At 64.9% G+C, this 19,982-nt stretch carries 12 protein-coding genes and 2 pseudogenes; 6 read left to right on the top strand and 8 right to left on the bottom strand.

What is annotated here, in order from left to right; genetic code table 11:
• Positions 1 to 2,643: 2,643 nt before the first annotated feature.
• The 3 genes and pseudogenes from ACV7NQ_RS21045 to ACV7NQ_RS21035 all read left to right on the top strand — a co-directional run.
• Positions 2,644 to 4,689: pseudogene (locus ACV7NQ_RS21045) on the top strand (prolyl oligopeptidase family serine peptidase); the annotation flags it as partial.
• Positions 4,690 to 12,021 (top strand): CdiA C-terminal domain-containing protein, encoded by a 7,332-nt coding sequence (locus ACV7NQ_RS21040; RefSeq protein ID WP_463365760.1) that lies wholly within the window; start codon positions 4,690 to 4,692, stop codon positions 12,019 to 12,021.
• Between the two features lie 68 nt (positions 12,022 to 12,089).
• Positions 12,090 to 12,236, top strand: coding sequence for a hypothetical protein (locus tag ACV7NQ_RS21035; protein ID WP_463361234.1), 147 nt, complete (start codon positions 12,090 to 12,092; stop codon positions 12,234 to 12,236).
• A gap of 87 nt (positions 12,237 to 12,323) precedes the next feature.
• Here ACV7NQ_RS21035 and ACV7NQ_RS21030 read toward each other — a convergent pair whose 3' ends face one another.
• Positions 12,324 to 12,533, bottom strand: a complete 210-nt coding sequence (locus ACV7NQ_RS21030) for a DUF397 domain-containing protein (protein WP_463361233.1) — start codon at positions 12,531 to 12,533, stop codon at positions 12,324 to 12,326.
• Complete coding sequence (locus ACV7NQ_RS21025) at positions 12,530 to 13,423, bottom strand: helix-turn-helix domain-containing protein (RefSeq protein WP_463361232.1); 894 nt, start codon at positions 13,421 to 13,423, stop codon at positions 12,530 to 12,532. Before ACV7NQ_RS21025 ends, ACV7NQ_RS21030 begins: the two co-directional genes overlap by 4 nt.
• A 561-nt stretch (positions 13,424 to 13,984) precedes the next feature.
• On the opposite strand from ACV7NQ_RS21025, the gene ACV7NQ_RS21020 reads away from it, so the two are divergent.
• Complete coding sequence (locus ACV7NQ_RS21020) at positions 13,985 to 14,629, top strand: hypothetical protein (protein ID WP_463361231.1); 645 nt, start codon at positions 13,985 to 13,987, stop codon at positions 14,627 to 14,629.
• A 27-nt stretch (positions 14,630 to 14,656) separates the two neighbouring features.
• Here the strand turns inward: ACV7NQ_RS21020 and ACV7NQ_RS21015 are convergent, their stop codons facing one another.
• From ACV7NQ_RS21015 to ACV7NQ_RS21000, 4 genes and pseudogenes are all read right to left on the bottom strand, one after another.
• Positions 14,657 to 14,974 carry a type II toxin-antitoxin system PemK/MazF family toxin gene (locus tag ACV7NQ_RS21015; protein WP_463361230.1) on the bottom strand — a complete coding sequence of 106 codons (318 nt, stop codon included), beginning with the start codon at positions 14,972 to 14,974 and terminating at the stop codon, positions 14,657 to 14,659.
• Positions 14,971 to 15,171 carry a hypothetical protein gene (locus tag ACV7NQ_RS21010; protein WP_463361229.1) on the bottom strand — a complete coding sequence of 67 codons (201 nt, stop codon included), beginning with the start codon at positions 15,169 to 15,171 and terminating at the stop codon, positions 14,971 to 14,973. The genes ACV7NQ_RS21015 and ACV7NQ_RS21010 overlap by 4 nt, the downstream gene beginning before the upstream one ends.
• On the bottom strand, positions 15,134 to 15,415 hold the full coding sequence (locus ACV7NQ_RS21005; RefSeq protein WP_463365759.1) for a Scr1 family TA system antitoxin-like transcriptional regulator: 282 nt from the start codon (positions 15,413 to 15,415) through the stop codon (positions 15,134 to 15,136). The genes ACV7NQ_RS21010 and ACV7NQ_RS21005 overlap by 38 nt, the downstream gene beginning before the upstream one ends.
• Positions 15,416 to 15,667: 252 nt before the next feature.
• Positions 15,668 to 15,813 (bottom strand): annotated as a pseudogene (locus ACV7NQ_RS21000) (DUF397 domain-containing protein).
• A 20-nt stretch (positions 15,814 to 15,833) separates the two neighbouring features.
• On the opposite strand from ACV7NQ_RS21000, the gene ACV7NQ_RS20995 reads away from it, so the two are divergent.
• Positions 15,834 to 16,211, top strand: coding sequence for a hypothetical protein (locus ACV7NQ_RS20995; RefSeq protein WP_463361228.1), 378 nt, complete (start codon positions 15,834 to 15,836; stop codon positions 16,209 to 16,211).
• A 679-nt stretch (positions 16,212 to 16,890) separates the two neighbouring features.
• Here the strand turns inward: ACV7NQ_RS20995 and ACV7NQ_RS20990 are convergent.
• Complete coding sequence (locus ACV7NQ_RS20990; protein ID WP_463361227.1) at positions 16,891 to 17,544, bottom strand: Uma2 family endonuclease; 654 nt, start codon at positions 17,542 to 17,544, stop codon at positions 16,891 to 16,893.
• Positions 17,545 to 18,149: 605 nt separating this feature from the next.
• Here ACV7NQ_RS20990 and ACV7NQ_RS20985 point away from each other — a divergent pair.
• The gene (locus tag ACV7NQ_RS20985; protein WP_463365473.1) at positions 18,150 to 19,379 is read left to right on the top strand and encodes an IS110 family RNA-guided transposase; all 1,230 of its coding nucleotides are present in this window, start codon (positions 18,150 to 18,152) and stop codon (positions 19,377 to 19,379) included.
• A 318-nt stretch (positions 19,380 to 19,697) separates the two neighbouring features.
• On the opposite strand, the gene ACV7NQ_RS20980 is transcribed toward ACV7NQ_RS20985, so the two are convergent.
• On the bottom strand, positions 19,698 to 19,955 hold the full coding sequence (locus ACV7NQ_RS20980; protein WP_463361226.1) for a hypothetical protein: 258 nt from the start codon (positions 19,953 to 19,955) through the stop codon (positions 19,698 to 19,700).
• Positions 19,956 to 19,982: the final 27 nt, after the last annotated feature.

Raw genomic sequence — 19,982 nt, 5'->3', positions numbered from 1 at the left:
CAGGTGTCGGCACCGTCGGATCCCATTCCACAACAGCAGACTTGGCCCGAACCGCAATCCGCGACGGCACCCGCGCCCGAGCAGGTTCCGCAGTTTCAAACGCCGCAGCAGGTTCGATTCCTGGCCGACGGGGGCGCTCCGGATTTCGAGGGACGGTCGCGATATGGGCACGAAGTCTGGGCTGAGGTGGTCAGTCGGCTGACCGACGATGAGCGTGCGGTGTTGCGCCCCTTCGCATCGCTCGATCGATCCGATCGCGAAATCGCCGCCATGGTCAATGCCGCGCTGCGCGGAGAACTTGAACTCACCCCGGAGTTGGCCCGGATCATCGACATCATCGACGACGTCCTGGGTCGCCGCCCGCTGCAGGAGTCGATCGTGGTGACCTACGGCACCGCCGAGAGTCCGCTGGACATGACCAACAATCCGACGGGAACCGTCCAGCGACTGCCCGAATTCGTGCGAGCGGTGATCGGGGAGATCCCCGTAATGCAAGGAACTCGCTTCCACCTCGAGCTGACCGTCCCTGCGGGCACTCCCGCGTTGTTCTTGAACGGATTGTCGCCCACTCCGACTTCCATTCCTGGCCTCCTACTGGCACGCGGCTTGCACTACCGCATCGATAGCGTCGAAGACTTGGGCAACGGTGGCTATTGGGCGATCCATGCGACGGTGGTACCCGAGCCTGAACACGTTGCACAACATCAGGTCTGGCCCGATCCGGCCCGCCGGGTTGCCCCGGGGACTCTCACCCCGGGGCTCGGCGGGTCGAACCCTGGGGACCAGGCGACCTTCCACTACTCCGGCCCGCACAATGATCCCTACGCGCCGCAGCCGGACCGATCGACCGTGCTGCGGCGGAAATTGGCGGCTAGCGAGGCTCGCCGCGATCAGGCGAGGGCAGCGCTTGCCGAGCTAGGCGAGGCGTTCGAGATAAATCCGGTTGAGTTGGTGGGGAATTCGCCGACGTTGGCCCAATTGCGTGGTGACCGCGACGGGATGCGAACGGAGCTGGCCGATCTGGCCGAGGCCCACCAGCTGCTCGAGCCCGGGAACCGGGGGAAGCTGACCGGGCAACGGGTGGAGGACATACTGCTCGCGGCCAGTGCAGAACCCGTGGCGCAGCGATCGCCGGAGACCGTTCGGCTGATCGAGCTGGCCGAGGAATATCCGCTGGTGCATGCACTCATCGAAGCAGTCGATGAATACGATCAGTGGGATCGGCAGGCCCGCAAACTAGGCGGGGCCGTCCGCGCCTACGAGGAGCGTGCAGAGGCCCGGTCGGAACGCGACCGTATCGCCGCGCGGTTGGGGGAAAATCCGGAGGAGCTGGGCCCGCGCGATTCGCGTCTGGCGCAATTGCGTCGTGAGCGTGACGAGTTGACGGACACGCTTGGCGAGTATCTGGGCGAGTCGCACGGGAGGTGGCCGGAAAATCTACTGGCCGGGGACAAAGGGCCGGTGATCGCGCAACAGGCACAGCGGATGCTGGACGTCGACGATCTGGTTGAGCACGCCGACTGGTACAACAAGGCGCACGAGAACGCGAAACGGCTGGACGAGCAGGCCCACCAGGGATACCTCGATCCCGGCGAATTCGCCACCAGCCCAACCGGCCCTGCCGACACTGCGCCGCATTCCCACGAAGACCGCCCAGCCACCCACGCGGTGGTCGACGCACGCACCGAGTCGACCGGTGCCGCGCGGTCGGAAGCGGGTGACGACGATTCACCATTGAAGACGCCGTGGAGCAGCAGCGCCCACGACACGCCACCTGGCGATGATCGGCAGGATGACCGCTCCGCGCGGCCGCCCGCGCAGGGGGAGCCGGACGACCGCCGGTCCAGCAAGCCGAAGAACCCCTGGGCCGCAGCACGCGAGCCGGCGCAAGCACAGGACCCGCCGCCCAGCAAACACAACCCGACATCACCCCCCACGCCACACGACGCCGCGACTACCGAGTCCGCGGCCGGAATCATTGTGCCGCAACCAGACACCGGCAGCGCTGATCCGGCAGCTGTCGAGACCTCGACGGCGCAGCCACTGCCCGCGCACGCACCCCTGGACGATGCTCCCAAGACACGTGACAACCCCGAGCAGCGTGGTGATCATCCGGAGACACGAGACGCTCCCACCGAGGGCGACAACCCACGCGTCCACGACGATCCCCAACTACCGCAGAAAGCACAGCGCGGCCACCTTATCGGCATCGGGGACATCGACGACCCATGGGGAGAAGTGCAGTCGGCCACCAACGCTGGTGCGTTCGGGCTTCCGGACGGTGCAGTCGCGTACGGCTTCCGCAAGGGCCTAACGCCGTGGAGCTGGAAGGGGAAGTCGCCTGAGGCTGGGGACGGGGCTAGGCCGGCGGAAGAAGCGAAAAGTGGCATTGCGCCCGACAATCATGCGGGCGCGGCACTCGCGGCGGAAGCTGCTGAAGCCGGCGAGGACGCTGCAACACCGACGTCGTCTGATACCGCGTCCGAGGAAGCGGAATTCAACGCCTTCGGCGATCACGGTTGGGCGCGGGGAGACAATCCACAGCCGGACGACCGCCCTCCCCGTTCGAAACATCCTGAACCCGTTGCCTCGCAAGTCGATTCAGCCGATCCCGAGATGTCGGCGCACCTGCCTCACCAGCCGATGGCCGGCGCGCAGGTCGGGGGCGACGATCCTCATCTGTGGCTCGAGGAGGAAGTCTCAGGTGATAGACAGCTGGCCTGGGTGCAGGTGCACAACGAACGCACGGTCGCCGAGTTCGCGGCCTCCCCGGAATTCGCCGCACTCGAGGAGCGGATTCTCGGCATGCTCAGCCACCAAGACCGCGTCGCTCAACCAGAGCGTTACGGTGATTGGTTCTACGATTTCCGCCGCGACGCCGAACACCCGAAGGGGATATGGCGGCGTATCACTGTCACGGATTATCGCGACGGCGCCCGCGCATGGGAGGTCCTGCTCGATCTGGACGCATTGACCGAGGCAGAGGGCGAGAACTGGGTGTGGGGGCGGGCGAAGGTGCTGCGTGCCGGGCAGCACCGCGCCTTGATCAGCCTGTCACACGGCGGCGGTGATTACAATGAGGTGCGCGAATTCGATATCCTGACAAAACAGCGCATCCCCCCCGAAGAAGGTGGCTTTTACCTTCGATTGGCGAAGAATCGGTTTGCGTGGGGCCGGACCGATAATAACACTGATGAGAACACCGTCTATGTCGGAACGGATTTCGGACCAGGCACTCTTACCAAGGCAGGTTATCCCCGCATCGCCAAGCGCTGGCGGCGGGGCACACCGCTGAACGAAGCAGAAACGCTGCTCGAGGGCGAGGTCACCGATGGGGTGGTGGCGGCTGGGTACGAGGTGAAGCCCGGTATGGATCCGCAGCAGGTCGTACGGTATGTGGAGTTCTACAACCGTGAGTACTACGTGCTGCTTCCCGACGGTTCGACGCAGCTGCTCGAGGTTCCGCTGGACGCGCAGGCGACGTGGTCGCGGAATCGGTTGATGGTGGAACTCAAGAGCCCGTGGGCTGTCGGAGGCCGCGAGTACCCGACCGGTTGCCTGCTGACAGCGGATTTCGATGCGTTCCTTGCCGGCAACCGTGACTTCGAGGTGCTGTTCACCCCCGATGCACATACCGTTCTGCATGACTACGCGTGGACGGAGAATCACCTGCTGCTGACATTGCTGTCCGATGTCCAGACCAGGGTCGAAATTCTCACTCCCGGCGCTGATGGCTGGACTCGCCGGTCGCTCGGCGGTGTGCCGGAGATGGCGACGGCAACGGTGATCGGTGTAGACCCACTGACGGCCGGCGATGAATTCCTGCTGTCGGTCAGCGGATTCACCACACCGACCAGCGTTCTGGCCGGCTCGGTGGATGGCGAGGTCAGCGTGGTCGAGCAGGCGCCGGCGGCCTTCGATGCGACCGACATGGTCACCGAGCAGTTCTTCGCCACCTCGTACGACGGCACCCGAATCCCGTATTTCGTCACCCGGAAACGTGGCGTGACCGGTCCGGCCATCCTGCACGGCTATGGCGGCTTCGAAGACTCGCAGACGCCTTGCTATCTCGGTGCGGAGGGAATGGCCTGGCTCGTGGACGGCGGAATCTCTGTGGTGGCCAACATCCGCGGTGGCGGCGAGTACGGGCCGAAATGGCATACCAGTGTCGTGAAGGAGAACCGGCACAAGGTGTTCGAGGATTTCGCCGCGGTAGCGAAGGATCTAATCGAGCGCGGTATCACCACACCCGCGCAGCTGGGTGCGATTGGCCAGAGCAACGGTGGACTGTTGATGGGTGGGATGCTTACGCGCTTTCCGGAACTGTTCGGTGCTCTGGTGGCCGAGGTCCCCCTCGTGGACATGCGGCGCTTCCACCTGCTGCGCGCGGGCGCAAGCTGGGTCGCCGAATACGGTGACCCCGAGATCCCAGAGGAGGCTGCCCACCTCATCTCCCCATATCACGAGACCAACGCCGACCGGGATTATCCCCCGATCCTATTTCGGACCTCCGCAAACGACGACCGCGTACACCCCGGCCACGCCCGGAAAATGGCAGCACTGCTGGAGGACCAGGGTCATGAGGTCTGGTTCTACGAAAGCGCGGAAGGCGGGCACGAGGACACCGCCGACAACCGGCAGAGCGCATTCGAAACCGCACTGGTATACGCCTATTTCCGGCACAAGCTCATGGACGGTTCCGGCCGACCCGGACATCGCCGTCCCGCTGGTCCCACCTCTCCACCGACCGCCGCCTATCACGATCGCGGGGCGATCGGCCGACCGCGGGGCGCAGGCGTGGAACCCCGCCCGGTAGATGAGAACCCCGGAGTTGACGAGGCGTCGCTCGAGCCGGAGCAGGTGCGGTCTGGTCCGGGTGGGCGGCCGGACAAGAGAATCTCCAGTGATCCCGATGGGAACGACTCAGTGCGTGACCGGTTCGAGGCGGCGGTGACGGAACGAATGGCGATGGTACGCAATCCGAAGGTTGCCGCCGATCTCGCGGAGTTGCGATTGGCGCGCGAGGAGATCCAGCCCGAAGGTGACGACCACCGGCCATCCGATCCGCAGGAACCCGCAGGCCCGCAACCGGATTCCGCTCGCACCCGGCCCACACGCCACCCCGATCCGGACGCACAGCCGGAGGGGCGGCGCGCGAAACAGACGAACGCGGACGAAGTCATGAACCGCCAGCTGCGACTCGAGAACGAGTCGGCGCAGATCTTGGCCAGGGCGGGCTACCGGATCGAGCAGAATCCCAGTGTCGAGGGTCGTGCGAACCCTGACTATCGCATCGAGGGCCGGATCTTCGACCACTACGCGCCGATTACCCACCGACTGGACAACGTCGTCGTCAGACTGTCGGAGAAGGTGGGTGAGGGGCAGGCCGACCGGATCGTGGTGAACCTGGCCAACAGCCACGTCACCCCGGACGAGTTGGGTGCCCGGCTACGCCGCCCGCCGACGACCCGTGGCCTCATGGAGGTCATTGCGATCGACAAACAGGGCACTGTGATTCACCTCTACCCGCCCGATCTGGCGGCCGGGGACCCGGTGCGTCCCACGGAAAAACACGCGCCACAAGCGGGCAGCCGCCCCGCGCGTGAAACCAGTTCGGCCGTAAGCAGTTCCGACGCGAATGCGGCAGCCGTTGAGCCCGGCGACAAGCAACCGGCCGCCACCGGCAGCACTCCCGGTTCCGCTGCTCACGAGCCCGGCGAGACAACCGGGAATGCTACTCCCGCTGCCGGCGATCCCCCCAGTAACAACTCTGCCGTTGCGGATCCGTCAGAGCGCGATATCACTACCGCATGGCCGGCGAGTGGACCTGGGGTTATCAGAAACCCGACACCACCACCACCGACACCGTTGCCACCGAACAAGGTACGGATCAACCGCCGCACCGTTGGCAAAGTGCTGGTAAGCAGAGGACCGGACAGCAAGGCACCCGGATTCGCCAAGTTCCCGGCCGAGTGGGTCGATGACCTGGACGCCTTTATGCGCATCATCACCGAAGCAGGGGAACGCGCCCTCCGGAACAATGCCGTCGCCGATAATCCCGATCGACCGGATCGTCAATGGTTGCTGCACGCCGAGCACGAGGGTGTCAAGTTCGTCCTCGAACTGGATGCCGGGGGCCGCGTGCAGTACATGTGTCCGGAGAGCGGTCCCGGCGTCACGTACAACCCTCCGGGTATCGAGACGAGCGAAAACAATTCCGGCACAAAGAGTTCCGGCACATCCGGCACTTCGACCGACATCGCCCAGGTCGCCGCCGCATTGTTCCTGGCCGACACTGTGCTCCAGCGAGCGACCGAGGCAACGCCGGCGGCGAGTGTCGATGTCGGCGATTGGCTCGGGACAGTGGCCGACGAGCCCGCCAACCCGGAACCAGCAGTGGTTGAGCATCTCCTGCCGGAACCGCCGGTGCCGGATATGCCCGAGATGCCGGTGCCTCGCAATGCCGGGGAGGACTTGACACTGATTCTGGCGGTTCGTGCCAGCCATCGGGTGGCATTCTTCCGCGCCGTCGCGCAGCTCGACAGTGCGAGCCAGCACCAGTGCATCTACCTGCGATACGTCCTTGGCCAGTCAGTCGACGACGTTGTGCGTGCGGTGCAGGGCAACAGGAGGCAGGTGGAAGAAACCCTGCGCCGGGGTGTTCAGAATTTGGCCAAGAAGCTTCGCCCAATAGTGGCCGAAAACCTGCCGGGCGAGGCCGCGGGCGGCAGGTCGAACCCTGGGGACCAGGCGACCTTCCACTACTCCGGCCCGCACAATGATCCCTACGCGCCGCAGCCGGACCGATCGACCGTGCTGCGGCGGAAATTGGCGGCTAGCGAGGCTCGCCGCGATCAGGCGAGGGCAGCGCTTGCCGAGCTAGGCGAGGCGTTCGAGATAAATCCGGTTGAGTTGGTGGGGAATTCGCCGACGTTGGCCCAATTGCGTGGTGACCGCGACGGGATGCGAACGGAGCTGGCCGATCTGGCCGAGGCCCACCAGCTGCTCGAGCCCGGGAACCGGGGGAAGCTGACCGGGCAACGGGTGGAGGACATACTGCTCGCGGCCAGTGCAGAACCCGTGGCGCAGCGATCGCCGGAGACCGTTCGGCTGATCGAGCTGGCCGAGGAATATCCGCTGGTGCATGCACTCATCGAAGCAGTCGATGAATACGATCAGTGGGATCGGCAGGCCCGCAAACTAGGCGGGGCCGTCCGCGCCTACGAGGAGCGTGCAGAGGCCCGGTCGGAACGCGACCGTATCGCCGCGCGGTTGGGGGAAAATCCGGAGGAGCTGGGCCCGCGCGATTCGCGTCTGGCGCAATTGCGTCGTGAGCGTGACGAGTTGACGGACACGCTTGGCGAGTATCTGGGCGAGTCGCACGGGAGGTGGCCGGAAAATCTACTGGCCGGGGACAAAGGGCCGGTGATCGCGCAACAGGCACAGCGGATGCTGGACGTCGACGATCTGGTTGAGCACGCCGACTGGTACAACAAGGCGCACGAGAACGCGAAACGGCTGGACGAGCAGGCCCACCAGGGATACCTCGATCCCGGCGAATTCGCCACCAGCCCAACCGGCCCTGCCGACACTGCGCCGCATTCCCACGAAGACCGCCCAGCCACCCACGCGGTGGTCGACGCACGCACCGAGTCGACCGGTGCCGCGCGGTCGGAAGCGGGTGACGACGATTCACCATTGAAGACGCCGTGGAGCAGCAGCGCCCACGACACGCCACCTGGCGATGATCGGCAGGATGACCGCTCCGCGCGGCCGCCCGCGCAGGGGGAGCCGGACGACCGCCGGTCCAGCAAGCCGAAGAACCCCTGGGCCGCAGCACGCGAGCCGGCGCAAGCACAGGACCCGCCGCCCAGCACCGACTCACCGCACAAAGACGACAGACCGACACCGGACGACGGCACACAATCAGCTCCTCCCGGACCTCCGCAGAGCGACGCCGAGCGCTACAAAGATGCCACCGAAGACGTTCACTCGACCGCTCAGCAGCTCGCCACCGATCCCGTGTTGCGCCCGCTCGCCGTGCTGAGCGGCCCGTGGGGGCGGGTCACCACATCCGACGGCGGCATGGAGACCCAGCGGGACTCGGTCGGTCGCCGAGACCGCCTGACCTGGTCCGGGCGCGGAACTCCCAGCGGCAGCAGTCTGATAGTGCCCTCCGGCTTGATCGTGCCCCCCGACCCGACCAGCAAACTGATAGTGCCCGCTGCCTATGTAATACCCGCCGATCCGACTCTCGAAGAGCTCATGGAAGAGCTGCTTCCGTACAAGAAAAGCTTCTGGTACTTCTGGAGCCTCGAGAGGGCACGGGAGGGGGAGCTATCCGGCCTGGCGTGGCTCGAAAGCGAGGAGCGAAAAGACTGGATGAGGAGGCGGGCGACTCTACGAACCCCGCTTTATAAGGCCCTCGGCGTAGCCATACGGTTGACACTCGCAGCCGAGATATGGCTGAAGGCGCCCAATGCAACGCCCGGACCGTTGCTGCTGAAGCAACGACGGGTCATTCCGGGCCGTGGGGAGATCGATGTCTGGAAGTACCGGACCATGCCGTATGGCACGCCGGTAGGCGAGTCATCTCCCGCCAATGCGGACCTGAAACCGCCCTTCGCGCAGTACATTTCGGCGTGGTCCGGGGATGAGCTGCCTCAGACCGACCAGATTCGCGACGGCTACCTGTCCTTCGTCGGGGGACGAGTGGTGCGCGCACAAGGTCACAACCTCATGGTGGCGGGGCGTTATGCAGAGGGCTACAACCTCATGGGGGTGGAGCACGATCCTGTCCTCACTCCGCAAGAGTACGCATTGTGGCTAAGTCTGAACGGCGGCGATGGGCTAAACGGCCACGATGGGCTGTACGGCCAGGATGCATTGTGGGGCGTGCACTATCCCGCCTCGCGAGACTTTCCGTCGCAGTCGCCCGAGTTCCTGCGCCACCGCTACCTGACCTACGTCATCTTCACCAAGATCGCCTGCAAACGGTGGGAACAGCAATACTTGGATTTGGTCGTCGGTCCGTACCTACGCCGCACGGGTGTAGTAGCTAGCCGGGTATTGCTCCACGATCTATCCCATTACCTGCCGAAGTCATGCCGCTCCACAGCGGAGCAGCTCGGCATGTGGGTACTCAGAGGTCTGGGTCGAAAGGTCGGGGCCGAGATCAAGGAGCACCTGGATAACTGCGCGGCATGCCGAAACACCGCTGCCGCTCTCCCGGGGGTGGACAGCAGCCTGGGCGGCCGCAAGCTGATTGTTCCGCCCGGCCCCGCCGGGGACGGCGCCACCGAGCACCACCCTGCCCAACCGACCTGGGCTCCACATACGACTGGCACGCACACACCTGACCAACCAGCCGGCGACGGCATAACAGAGGCAGCGCTCGCGCCGCCATCGGCACACCAGCCGACGCCCGAACCCAGTTCCGACGGTGCCCGGCCCGCAGCCATGATCGGGGGCGGCGACGTCTCCAGCCCCGACAAACCCTTGCGCGCCAAGGAGAGTGCACCCGCTAGCGAAAAGTCGATTTCCGAGGCGCCTGTGCAAGACGTGCCGCCCGTGGACAACACGCCCTCGAATCAGCAGGCCGACCACCTCGCGCCGGAGCCGGTCGAGGTGGACGACCCCGAAAGACTGCGTGCCGTTCTGGAATCCACGGAGTATGCGCTGGTGCAGGTCGATGGCCCGATCTGCGACTTCTACGCGCACCTGTCGCGGGCAGAGCTCGCCGACCGGCTCTGCGGGCGCCTGACGGAGGAGGGTTTCGACCTCCCGCGGGAGGTCGTCGAAGCGCGGGATCCAATGGCGGTGTTGAGATTTGCGCATCGGCTCGACCGAGTGCCGAAGCTCCGGATCGTGGAGCTGCTCACCGAGCTGGAGGTCGAAGCCGCACGGTCCGCCGAGCCGACGCCGGGCGCGCGAGCGTTACTCGAGGTGCTCGAGCGCAGTGGGCGTCCGGTGGTGTTGGTCGGTCCCATCTCGGAGCGGGCGATTCGCGAGTATATGGACAGGCGCGGCCTGGGTGACCTTATTGCCAAAGTGTCCGGTCGACGGGGCATGGATCGAGCCTTTTTCCAGCCGAACTCCTTGCCGTTGGGGTGGGCCCTCGCCAACCTCGGCCTCCGCCAAACCGCCTCGGAGAGGCAGGGGTGCATCGTGATCGGCAATGCGATCACCGCCGCGAACAGTGTCGGCCTGCGGTCCATCGGGTACGCCGCCGAGCCGAGCAAAGCCGAGGCGCTCGCTCGCGCGGGCGCCGATGCCGTCGTCACCGACCTGCATCGGATAGCCGAGTGCGTCTCGGCGACCGACGGTGCGGGGCTGTCAGCGCGTTCGCCGGGATGGGCGTTGGTGCGGGCCGCCCAAGGAGGCGACGAGGAGGCGTTTGGATGGCTGCGCGAGCGTTATCGGGACAAGGTGCATCAGTTCTTGACGCGTCAGTGGCTGCCGGAGAAGGACCTCCGGGTGGAGGACATCATGGCACGGACGTTCCGGCGTGCCGCCCGTGACATCGCGACGCTGCAGGTGGGGCGGGCGGCTATCGAGGCATGGCTTTTCCGTATCTCTAGAGACATTGAATCGGAACACAGCGAGTTCATCGCAATCCGAAAACGGCTCCACACCGCTTTCCGGGCCGATGTGGGTTTCTCGACGTCCGCTCAGTTGGGACGGGCGTTGGCCGAAGCCGACGAACTGGCGCTGGAGGGTGGCCTCGGACAACTGTCCCGGAACCACCGGCGGGTGCTCATGCTGCGATTCCGGGACGGGCGGTCGACAGCCGACATCGCGGAATGGACGGACCTCGGTGACAATGCTGAGGTCCGGGCCCTGCAACGCGACGCTCTGCGCCGGTTGGCCGAATTCCTCGCGGGTACAGGTGTGGAGGTTTCTGCGGAGCAGCCGCCCGCCCGCTCGCCGCGGCCGCGACCGCGGCGGGCCGTGACCGGGTTTGTTCACGGCGATATTCGTCCGGGTCGGGAGTACCGGTATCTCGGTGGCGAGTCCGGGGTGGTGATGACCCCGGATGAGGGGAACGAGTTGCTCCGGCGGTCTCAACTCCCGGGTGCCGTGGAGATGTCGGGTTTCCACAACGTGAGTATCCGAGTCGGCGACAAGGTTGTGCGGTATGAGAAGCCGCGCGCGGGGGACAGCCCGAATCTCCAGGTCTACAAGAACGAGAACCAGGTGCTGGCGGTGGCGGGCCGGTATGTCGATCGGATTCCCCGGGTGCTGGGCGAGTTCGAGTGGACGCTGTCAGATGGTCGGCGGGTGAAATATTCCGTTCAGCGGTACATCGAGGGCCGTAGGCCGACGCTCGATGAGTTCGCACGCCTGGTGCCGGCCGAGGCGAGGGTTGTCCGCAACCAGCTCAGTGAGATGCCGCTGTCGGAATTGCCTGCACCATCCGTGCTTTTGGCCACTGGCGACGATACGCGGGGATTCCTCCTACGTCTCATCGAGGCCGATGAGCGGGTTTTCGAGTTGCACAAGGAAGAGCTGGCCGAGATATTCGCCGCGGTGGGCTTGCTCCACGACGGACCCATGGCGTCGGTGCGCGCGGCCGCAGATACCTTAGCGCCGAGACGATTCGAGCTGGTGCACGCCGATATCACGGACGCGAACACGATCATCGACAAGAAGGGTCGCCTGATCATCATCGACTACGGGATAGCCTTCCCGGGAGATCCCGACTACGAGTTCGCGGTTGTGAACCACCGCGTGATGGGCAGTCTTCTCCCTTCCAACCTCGGCGGCTGGAACAGGCAGGTCTACGACCAGTACCTCGACGCTCAGCGGGTTCTTTACGATGCCATCAAGTTGTCTTCGCACGACGTGAGTCCGGACCAGCGACGCGCCATCCTCAAAGGCTATTGGCTCAGCCTGGACCGTTTCCGCGACCGCTCGGGTCTCCCCCCGCTGGGGACCTCGAGATCTCGGAAGTACCTCGAGGTCGTGGACCTGATGCAACGGCACAACGCCAGGTTGCAGCGGGAGACCCGGGACAGGTAGCCATCGGCGTCGGCGCGCTCGACCCCGACCATGTCGACCGAGCAATCACGGTTGCCAGCACCGCCCCGATGCTCTACAACATGCGCCGCTGGTCAGGCAATATGTCCGACTCGAACAAGGATGTCTACAACGCCCCGGCTGTCGCCGACATGGCCGCGAAGCTCACCGCCACGGCCGAAAAAGTCGCCAGAGTCGTTGCGCCGCAAGGGAATTAGATGGGGTTAGGTATGCAACAGCCCCGCTCCGACCGCGCGGTGGTCGGGAGCGGGGCTGCTCGATTCGGCTACATGTGCGAGTCCCGGTCAGGCAGGGCGCTCGAACTCCCCATCCTGCACACCTGTGGTGAAGGCATCCCATTCACCCGGCGTGAACATCAGCGCCGGACCGGTCAGGTTCTTGCTGTCCCGAACACCGACCATGCCGCCTTCGAGCCACGCCACCTCGACACACTGCGAACCGCTGGCGCTACGGCTGCTCTTGAGCCATTTCGCTCTGGATAGGTCACCGTTCACCGTTCGTAACTCCTCGCCACCCGCCGCAGCAGGTCTCGCGTTTCCACTTCACCCAGAGATGTTCCCCGGATAGCCGAAGCAAGCTCACTATAGTGGCGTATCTCCTCGGGCTTCTCCAGATATACATCCTGGTTTGGCCCTCCCTCCAAGTAGACAATCGGCGGCTCGACGGGCTCACACTTGGCGTTCGAGTCGAACTCCATGACGATGAACAAACCATGCGGCATCCCCCAGGTCAGTCCCGCGCCGAAGGGATGTATCCGCAACGAGACGTTGGGCCGCTTGGAGATTTCGGCCAGCTGCCGGAGCTGGGTCACCATGATCTTCGGGCCGCCGACTACGCGATGCAGTGCTGACTCGTGCAGAAGGACTTCTAATTCCACCGGCTTGGTTTTGCGGGTGACGAGGGCCTGCCGCCGCAGTCGATGCTCAACCCTCCTGCCGGTGTCGTCGCCGCTGAATTTCGGGTACGCCCCGATCACAGCGCGTGCGTAGTCGGCGGTCTGCAACCAACCAGGGACGTGTTCGTGGTACGTGGTCAGTCGCCGCGCGGCGGCTTCGAGCCCGACGTACATGTTGAAAGCCCCGCTGTAGAGACCGCCATACGCGTGGTACCAGCTCTTGGCCTTGGCTTGCACCGCAAGGTCGACAGCCGCCTTCGTTTCAGCCGCATCGACGCCGTACACCTCGCACAGCGCCTGCGCATCCTGTTTGCGGACCTTCTGAATCTGGCCGGTCTCCAAGCGTTGGAGTACCGCCCTGGACAGGTCAACTAGTTTCGCGGGCTCGGCGAGGGTGAACCCGGTTGCTTCGCGGCGGTCGCGCAGGAAGCGTCCGAGTTGGCGGCGCGGCAGGGTCGACGAGGGGCCTTCTTCATCAGGGCTGGTCACAGGGGTCTCCTGAAATCGAGTCGTGCGGGGTTGGAAATCGATCTCTATCTGCTCCAGAACCGAGTCCCATCCTGGGCATTTGAGCAAACCAGGTCTGGGTTCTCGCTTTTGATGGTATCCGTCGGTCGCTGGTGGTGTCCTGGTTTTCGGCGTTCGGGCGGAACCGATCCAGCGGGCGAGTGCAGCCACCGATGCCACGGAAACCACACGCCACCAACATGATTCGGGGACAACAATGCACGCACACACGACGGAGCAGGCCGACCGGCCAGTCATCCACAACGCACAGAAACCGAAAGCCGTAGGGCTGGTACGGACCGACGTGTCCGGACTACACGCGCCCCGCCACGCAACCGAGATCCGCCGCCACGCCGAACAATTGGGCTACCACTACCTCTACACCGTCCGCCCCCGGAAAGAGAACCCGATCCGATCGGATACGCGCTCACCATCGCAATCGGAGTCCACGCCGCCACCCTCGTCGTCCACGACCTCACTACCGTGAACAACACCCCAGCACGAGTCTGCGAGACATGCGACCTCGAAACAGTGTGCCCAGCCGTGACATGGGCGCGTGCCCAGCCCGGCACCATCGGCCCCGCCCACACCTACCCCGACCACGAACTCACCGTCGCGCAATCGCATCGAATCATGCAGCAGCACAAAACATGTCGCGCTATCGAATGCCCGCGAAAGGCAACGGCACTCAGCCGACTGGTACGAGCGGGCAAACTCGTTCCCCCGGCATTGAGCCCGCGTGAACGTGCCGCCACCCGCGGTCTGAGGTTCGAACCAGCCGCCGATCAACTGCCCGTATCAGTGGGCCCCGACATGCAAACGCTGCTGAATGTGCTCGACGCACTCACCGACCCCCGCACGCTCGTCACCCGCCCGTTCGAAAACACGCGAAGCGAACGGGAGTTATGCGGAATGGACGACATGCACGAGACCGAAGCCGACGGCTTCCGGGCCACCTGGCGACTGGACCACCACCGCATCTCAATCATCTTCGTGCACAACACATCCAACTCGACACCGACAGTGTCATTCACACCTGGCCGGTACCCCGACCTCGCACAAGCCCGCGAACAGCTACCGGAAATGACCAAACTATGGGACGCGGTCCGCCACGACTTCTGGACGGAACTCCTTGCACACCAACGACATTCCGCCACCTCGACCGAAAACGAGCAGGCACGGCCATGACCCCGGTCGCCCGATCCAGCCCTGGTTTCAGCCGATCCCGAGATACAGCGCCAGCGCGTGATCCAACTCGGCCAGGACGTCACGCGGCAGGTAGTCGACCATGTCGCCGATGTACATCGTGTCGACGGCGCGGACCTGGTCGACCAGCAACCTGGTTTCGCGTCCGGCGACAACTGCGGCGGGCCGGTGGATCGACGGCCCGGCTGTGGTCGAGGTGGGCACGATCGTGACCACTGACAGCGGCGAATCGGTCGGGGAGACAAGTACACCGAGCCGCCGTCCGCGCTGTTCGTGTCCGCGCTTGTACTCGCCCAGGTCGACTTGGTAGACGGCCCCCCGGATCACCAGGCATCTTCCTCGGCGTTGAGATCCTCGTCGGCAAGCTTGACGGCGTCGACACGGAACTGCTCGAGCCAGGCTTCTTGGTCGAGCAGGCGCAGGGCGCGGCGAATGACATCGGTGGTGTTCTCACCGCCATGACGGGCGTGCTCGATGATCCTCTCGTCATCGGGGGTGGGGCGGAAGGTGATCGTGGTAGCCATAAGGCAAGTGTATTACAAACATAAGACGCATGCCAAAGGATTCTTGGTCAGCATGCTCGACCATACGGTTGATCCGAGCTTGTCGTTTGGCGCGGAGCTGTGCACGTCGATCCAAGTCCTCAGGCTGATCGTCGGGGAAGTAAGCCCGATCGAGCGCGCGAGCACTGTCCGGGGTCTGGCGTAGTCCCGGAATGATATCCGGCCTGTAGAGGATCAGATGTTGCGCGCTGGATTCCAGCCCCACATACCCATTGAAGTTGCCCGGTATGAGGTCAGGGTACGAATGCCACCAGCTCTTGACCGATGCCTGCAAGGCCAGACCCTCAAGTGCGGTGGCGGTCTCGTCGTCGATGTCGAGGAACCGGCACAGTGCCTCGACATCGACGGTGCGGACCTGCCGTGATTGGCCCTTCTCGACGCGCGTTGCAGCTTGCTCGAAGACCACTGCATGAGCGTCGAGACCTCGTCGAGCGACATGTTTGCTGCCTGGCGCGCCTCACGCAAGTATTTCCGGCCGCGTGAACTCTCCACCCTGCACACCTGCGGTGAAAGCGTCCCATTCGCCGGCGTGAACACCAGCGCCGGACCGGTCGGGTTCTTGCTGTCCCGCACACCGACCATGCCGCCTTCGAGCCACGCCACCTCAGAAAGGCGTCCTCCACGTGTCGCTCAACTACTACGATGCGGCATGTCCCGTTCCGCGTGTCGAGCGTCCGGACCTCCCCGAGTACATGACCTGGGAGGAGTTGGAGCGCCTCCCCGAGGAGATCGCCGCACAGATAGAGCTCCCGCCACACCTTCAGTTCCATGGCTTCGCGCTGCCAGGCTCGGCGGCCATCGACATCGATGTAGGGCTGGCGGACGAGCAGGTCGATACGGCCGCGGCCGACACCGTATTCACGGTCGATATAGCCGCCGCCGTTGACGATCCGGTGCAGGAACGCCATCATCACCAGTTGCGCGGCGGCTTCGTGGTATCCCTGCTGTGCGGTGAGAATTTCCCCGTTCAGTTTCCAGAACGCGGCGAATTCGGTGAGTAGTCGTGGGAAATCGAGGCGTCCGTCGGGCAATCGGAAGCTGCTGGGCTCGGCGAGGATGACACTTTCGACTCCACTGCCGAGAACCCGGACGATGACCTCGTTATAGATCGGGTTGGCGATGCGCACCGTCTTGCCGGTGGCGACGAGACCGAGATCGCGAACGTAGGCGATGGCATCGTTGAAGGTCAGGTCGACGTTCGGAAGGGTCCCTGCGATAAGCGGTTCGATAACGCGCCGCACCCGGGTTTCCTCGAGTTTGGCGACCAGAGAGTCCAGGTGGGTGGCGCGGGCAATGATCAACCGCTCCTTCGCCTCGTCGATGTGGTCGTCGGTGATCACCGTCTCGACCCGCATCCGATCGACGACCTCCGCGGCCAGGGCATTCACCAGCCAGGGTTGGCCCTGAGTGTAGAAGTAGGCGAGATCCACTGCGCGAGAACTGAATTCCTGCCCGGTCGCCGCGGTGTGCTGGCCGTAGAGCCCTGTGGTCGCGTATGGCATCCCAACGCGGAATCCTACCCGCCCCAGAGCTCGAACCAGCCACGGCAGCAGGGTAAAGGGATCGCCGCGCGCCCGGGCCGAACCACGGTGAAGTGCCGTCGATCTGTGGTCGCGGCATGGGTCGGGTTGTGCCGCTCGGCGAGCGCGACCACGGAGGCCGAGCCGAGTAGCCGTCGAGTCAGTACTCGAGTTCGGACCAGGGGATGCTGATCGGGAACGGGAAGTCGATCTCGATGCCGTCCAGGTTGTCGTGGGTCCATTCGCCGGTCAAGAGATAGTTTGCGGAACGCAATGGGTGCACCCCCGGTGGGAGGCGGCCGGGTGAAGTCTCGAGGGCGTACGCGCGGACGGTTGCGATGGCGCTCGAACCAGGGGCCAGAGTGACTTCCCAGTACCAGGGGATACCGGCGCTCGCGTAGCGGCCTTTCTTCGCTTCGATATCGGTCTGTGTGTTGGACGGGGACAAGACCTCGCCGGCCAGTGCCACGTCGCCTGCACGGACGTCCTGGTAGGGGGATTCGAGGCAGCGAAATACAAGAAAGTCGGGTGTCAGGAAGTCAGACTTCCCGCTCTTCCCGAAGAAGACATTCGTCTCGAAGTCGACACGCCAGCAGCTCTGCGAATGCTCCGACATCACCTTCCGTGCGCAACCTTCGATTGAATTCGTCAGGCGGCGTGTGAATGTCTGATGCTCGGAGGGACCACGGCGCACCCAGACGACACGGCCGTTCCACAGCTCGATCTGCTCCGCGACATCCTCGGGAAGTCGCTCCAATTCCTCCCACGTCATGTACTCCGGGAGATCTGGACGCTCGATACGCGGACCGGACATGCCGCAATGGTAGTTGGCGCGACGGAGGATGGCTCCGACCATCATGCCGATCGGGCATGCGGCGAATCGGTCGGGGAGCCGTGGGGACGCGGTCCGCCACGACTTCTGGACGGGACTCCTTGCACACCAACGACATTCCACCACCGCCCACTTCAATGGGCAGGCGCGAGCATGACCACTAGGTATCGCGGAGGACGACGCCGGGCCTGTTCGGCAAGCTCGGCGGCATGTGCCGGCATCGGCTGGCCCGCGCGCTGGTAGCGGCGCACCAAGGCGTATGGAATGTCGACGATGGCCAGCCCGGAAGCCGAGGCGACCACAATGAGGAAGTACAGTTAGTGGAACTATACTTCCTAATGAGATGTAGCGGGTCGGTCGATCGGGCAGACTCGCTACTGGTAGCGGCTGGTAGGTGAGCACTGATTCGCCCCGGACTTCGAGTCCTGCTTTGAGATCGTGCCCCTGCCGGTCGGCCGGGAGAAATGGATCGCTGATGGGATGTCGTGCCTGCCGCATGACGGCGTGAGCACCGATTCATTAGGTCGCCGACGTTCTCCCGCACGCTGCCGGATTTGGTGTCCGACAACGATGAAGAGGGAACAGCTGTGCTGCTGGTCGGTGATGACTGGGCCGAGGACCACCACGATGTCGAGCTGATGGATGAGGCCGGGAAACGGCTGGCCAAGGCTCGATTACCGGAAGGGATCGCCGGGATCACCCGGCTGCACGCCATGATCGGTGAACACCTCGGCGACGACGCCGATGCCGCGCAGGTACGGATCGGGATCGAAACCGATCGTGGCCCGTGGGTCGCGGCGTTGATCGCGGCCGGCTACACGGTGTACGCGGTGAACCCGTTGCAGGCGGCCCGGTTCCGGGAACGCCGCAGCGTTTCGGGTGCGAAGAGCGATGCCGCCGACGCGCATACCCTTGCCGACATGGTCCGTACCGACGCGCACCAGTTGCGTCCGGTCGCCGGGGACAGTCCCGCCGCAGAAGCGGTGAAAGTTGTTGCGCGAGCACATAAAACGTTGATCTGGGAACGCACCCGCCACACGCAGCGGTTACGGTACGCGTTGCGGGAGTACTTCCCCGCCGCTTTGGAAGCGTTCGACGACCTCGACGCTCCCGACGCCCTGGAGCTGCTCGGCAAGGCACCCGACCCGGCCGCCGCGGCGCGGTTGTCGCTCAACCAGATCCGGGCCGCGCTGAAGCGGGCCGGCCGCCGCGGCGACCTCGACGCTAGAGCCGCCCGTATCCAGGCAATCCTGCGCAGCGAGCAGCTGGGCCGCAACCAGGTCATCGCGGCGGCCTACGCGGCAGGGACCCGCGCCGCGGTCGCGGTCCTGGCCACCCTCGACGAGCAGGTGAAAGTCCTGCAAGGGGAGGTCGAGGCCCATTTTGGCCGGCACCCGGCCGCTGAGATCATCTTGTCCCAGCCAGGACTGGGCAAGATCCTCGGCGCCCGGGTGCTCGCCGAGTTCGGGGACGACCCCACCCGCTACGCCAGCGCCAAGGCCCGCAAGAACTATGCCGCGACCAGCCCCATCACCCGCGCCTCGGGGAAAATGAAGGTCGTCGCGGCCCGGTTCGTGCACCAGGACCGGCTCGTCGACGCGCTGATGGCCCAAGCATTCAGTGCGCTCAACGTATCGCCGGGAGCCCGCGCCTACTACGACAAGCAACGCGCCCGCGGCCTAGCCCACCGTGCCGCCCTGCGTCAGGTCGCCAACCGGCTCGTGGGCATCCTCCACGGCTGCCTCAAATCCGGAACCCTCTACAACGAGACCACCGCCTGGACACACCACACCCAAGATCAACAAGCCGCAGCTTGACAAGCTAAGCCCTGGGATGTCTCAAATGAGAAAGGTGGTCCCACTGGTCACCAAGCCAGCCGACATGTTCGACCGTGAGCGGGAGTGGCGCTCGCTCGCCGGTTTCGTCACCAGCGGGCAGCCGCACGCGACCCTCGGCGTGGTGTCGGGTCGGCGGCGGCAGGGCAAGACCTTCTTGTTGGAGGCACTGTGCGAGGCCACGGGCGGGTTTTATTTCGCGGCCGACCAAGCCACCGAGGCGGAGTCGCTGCGGTACCTTGCCGCGGCGGTGGCGGAGTTCACGGGTTCATCGTTGCCGATCAGGTTCGACGATTGGCGTCAGGCAGTCGACACATTGCTCGCAGTGACCGCCGAACGCGAGCTGCCGGTTGTCATCGATGAATTTCCGTACCTCGCCAAGGCCAGCCCGTCGCTGCCGTCGATCATCCAGTCGGCGCTGGCGCCGCGCCGAGCCAAACGGCTCCGCTCGCGGGCGAGGTTGCTGCTGTGCGGTTCGGCGATGTCGTTCATGGGTTCGCTGCTGTCCGGCGGCGCGCCATTGCGCGGACGTGCCGGCTTGGAGCTGATCGTGCCCACCCTGGAAACCGGGCTGCGGCGAATTTC

The organism is Nocardia sp. Tas62D01 (assembly GCF_055232035.1).
This window is presented reverse-complemented; position numbering and strand designations above follow the sequence as displayed.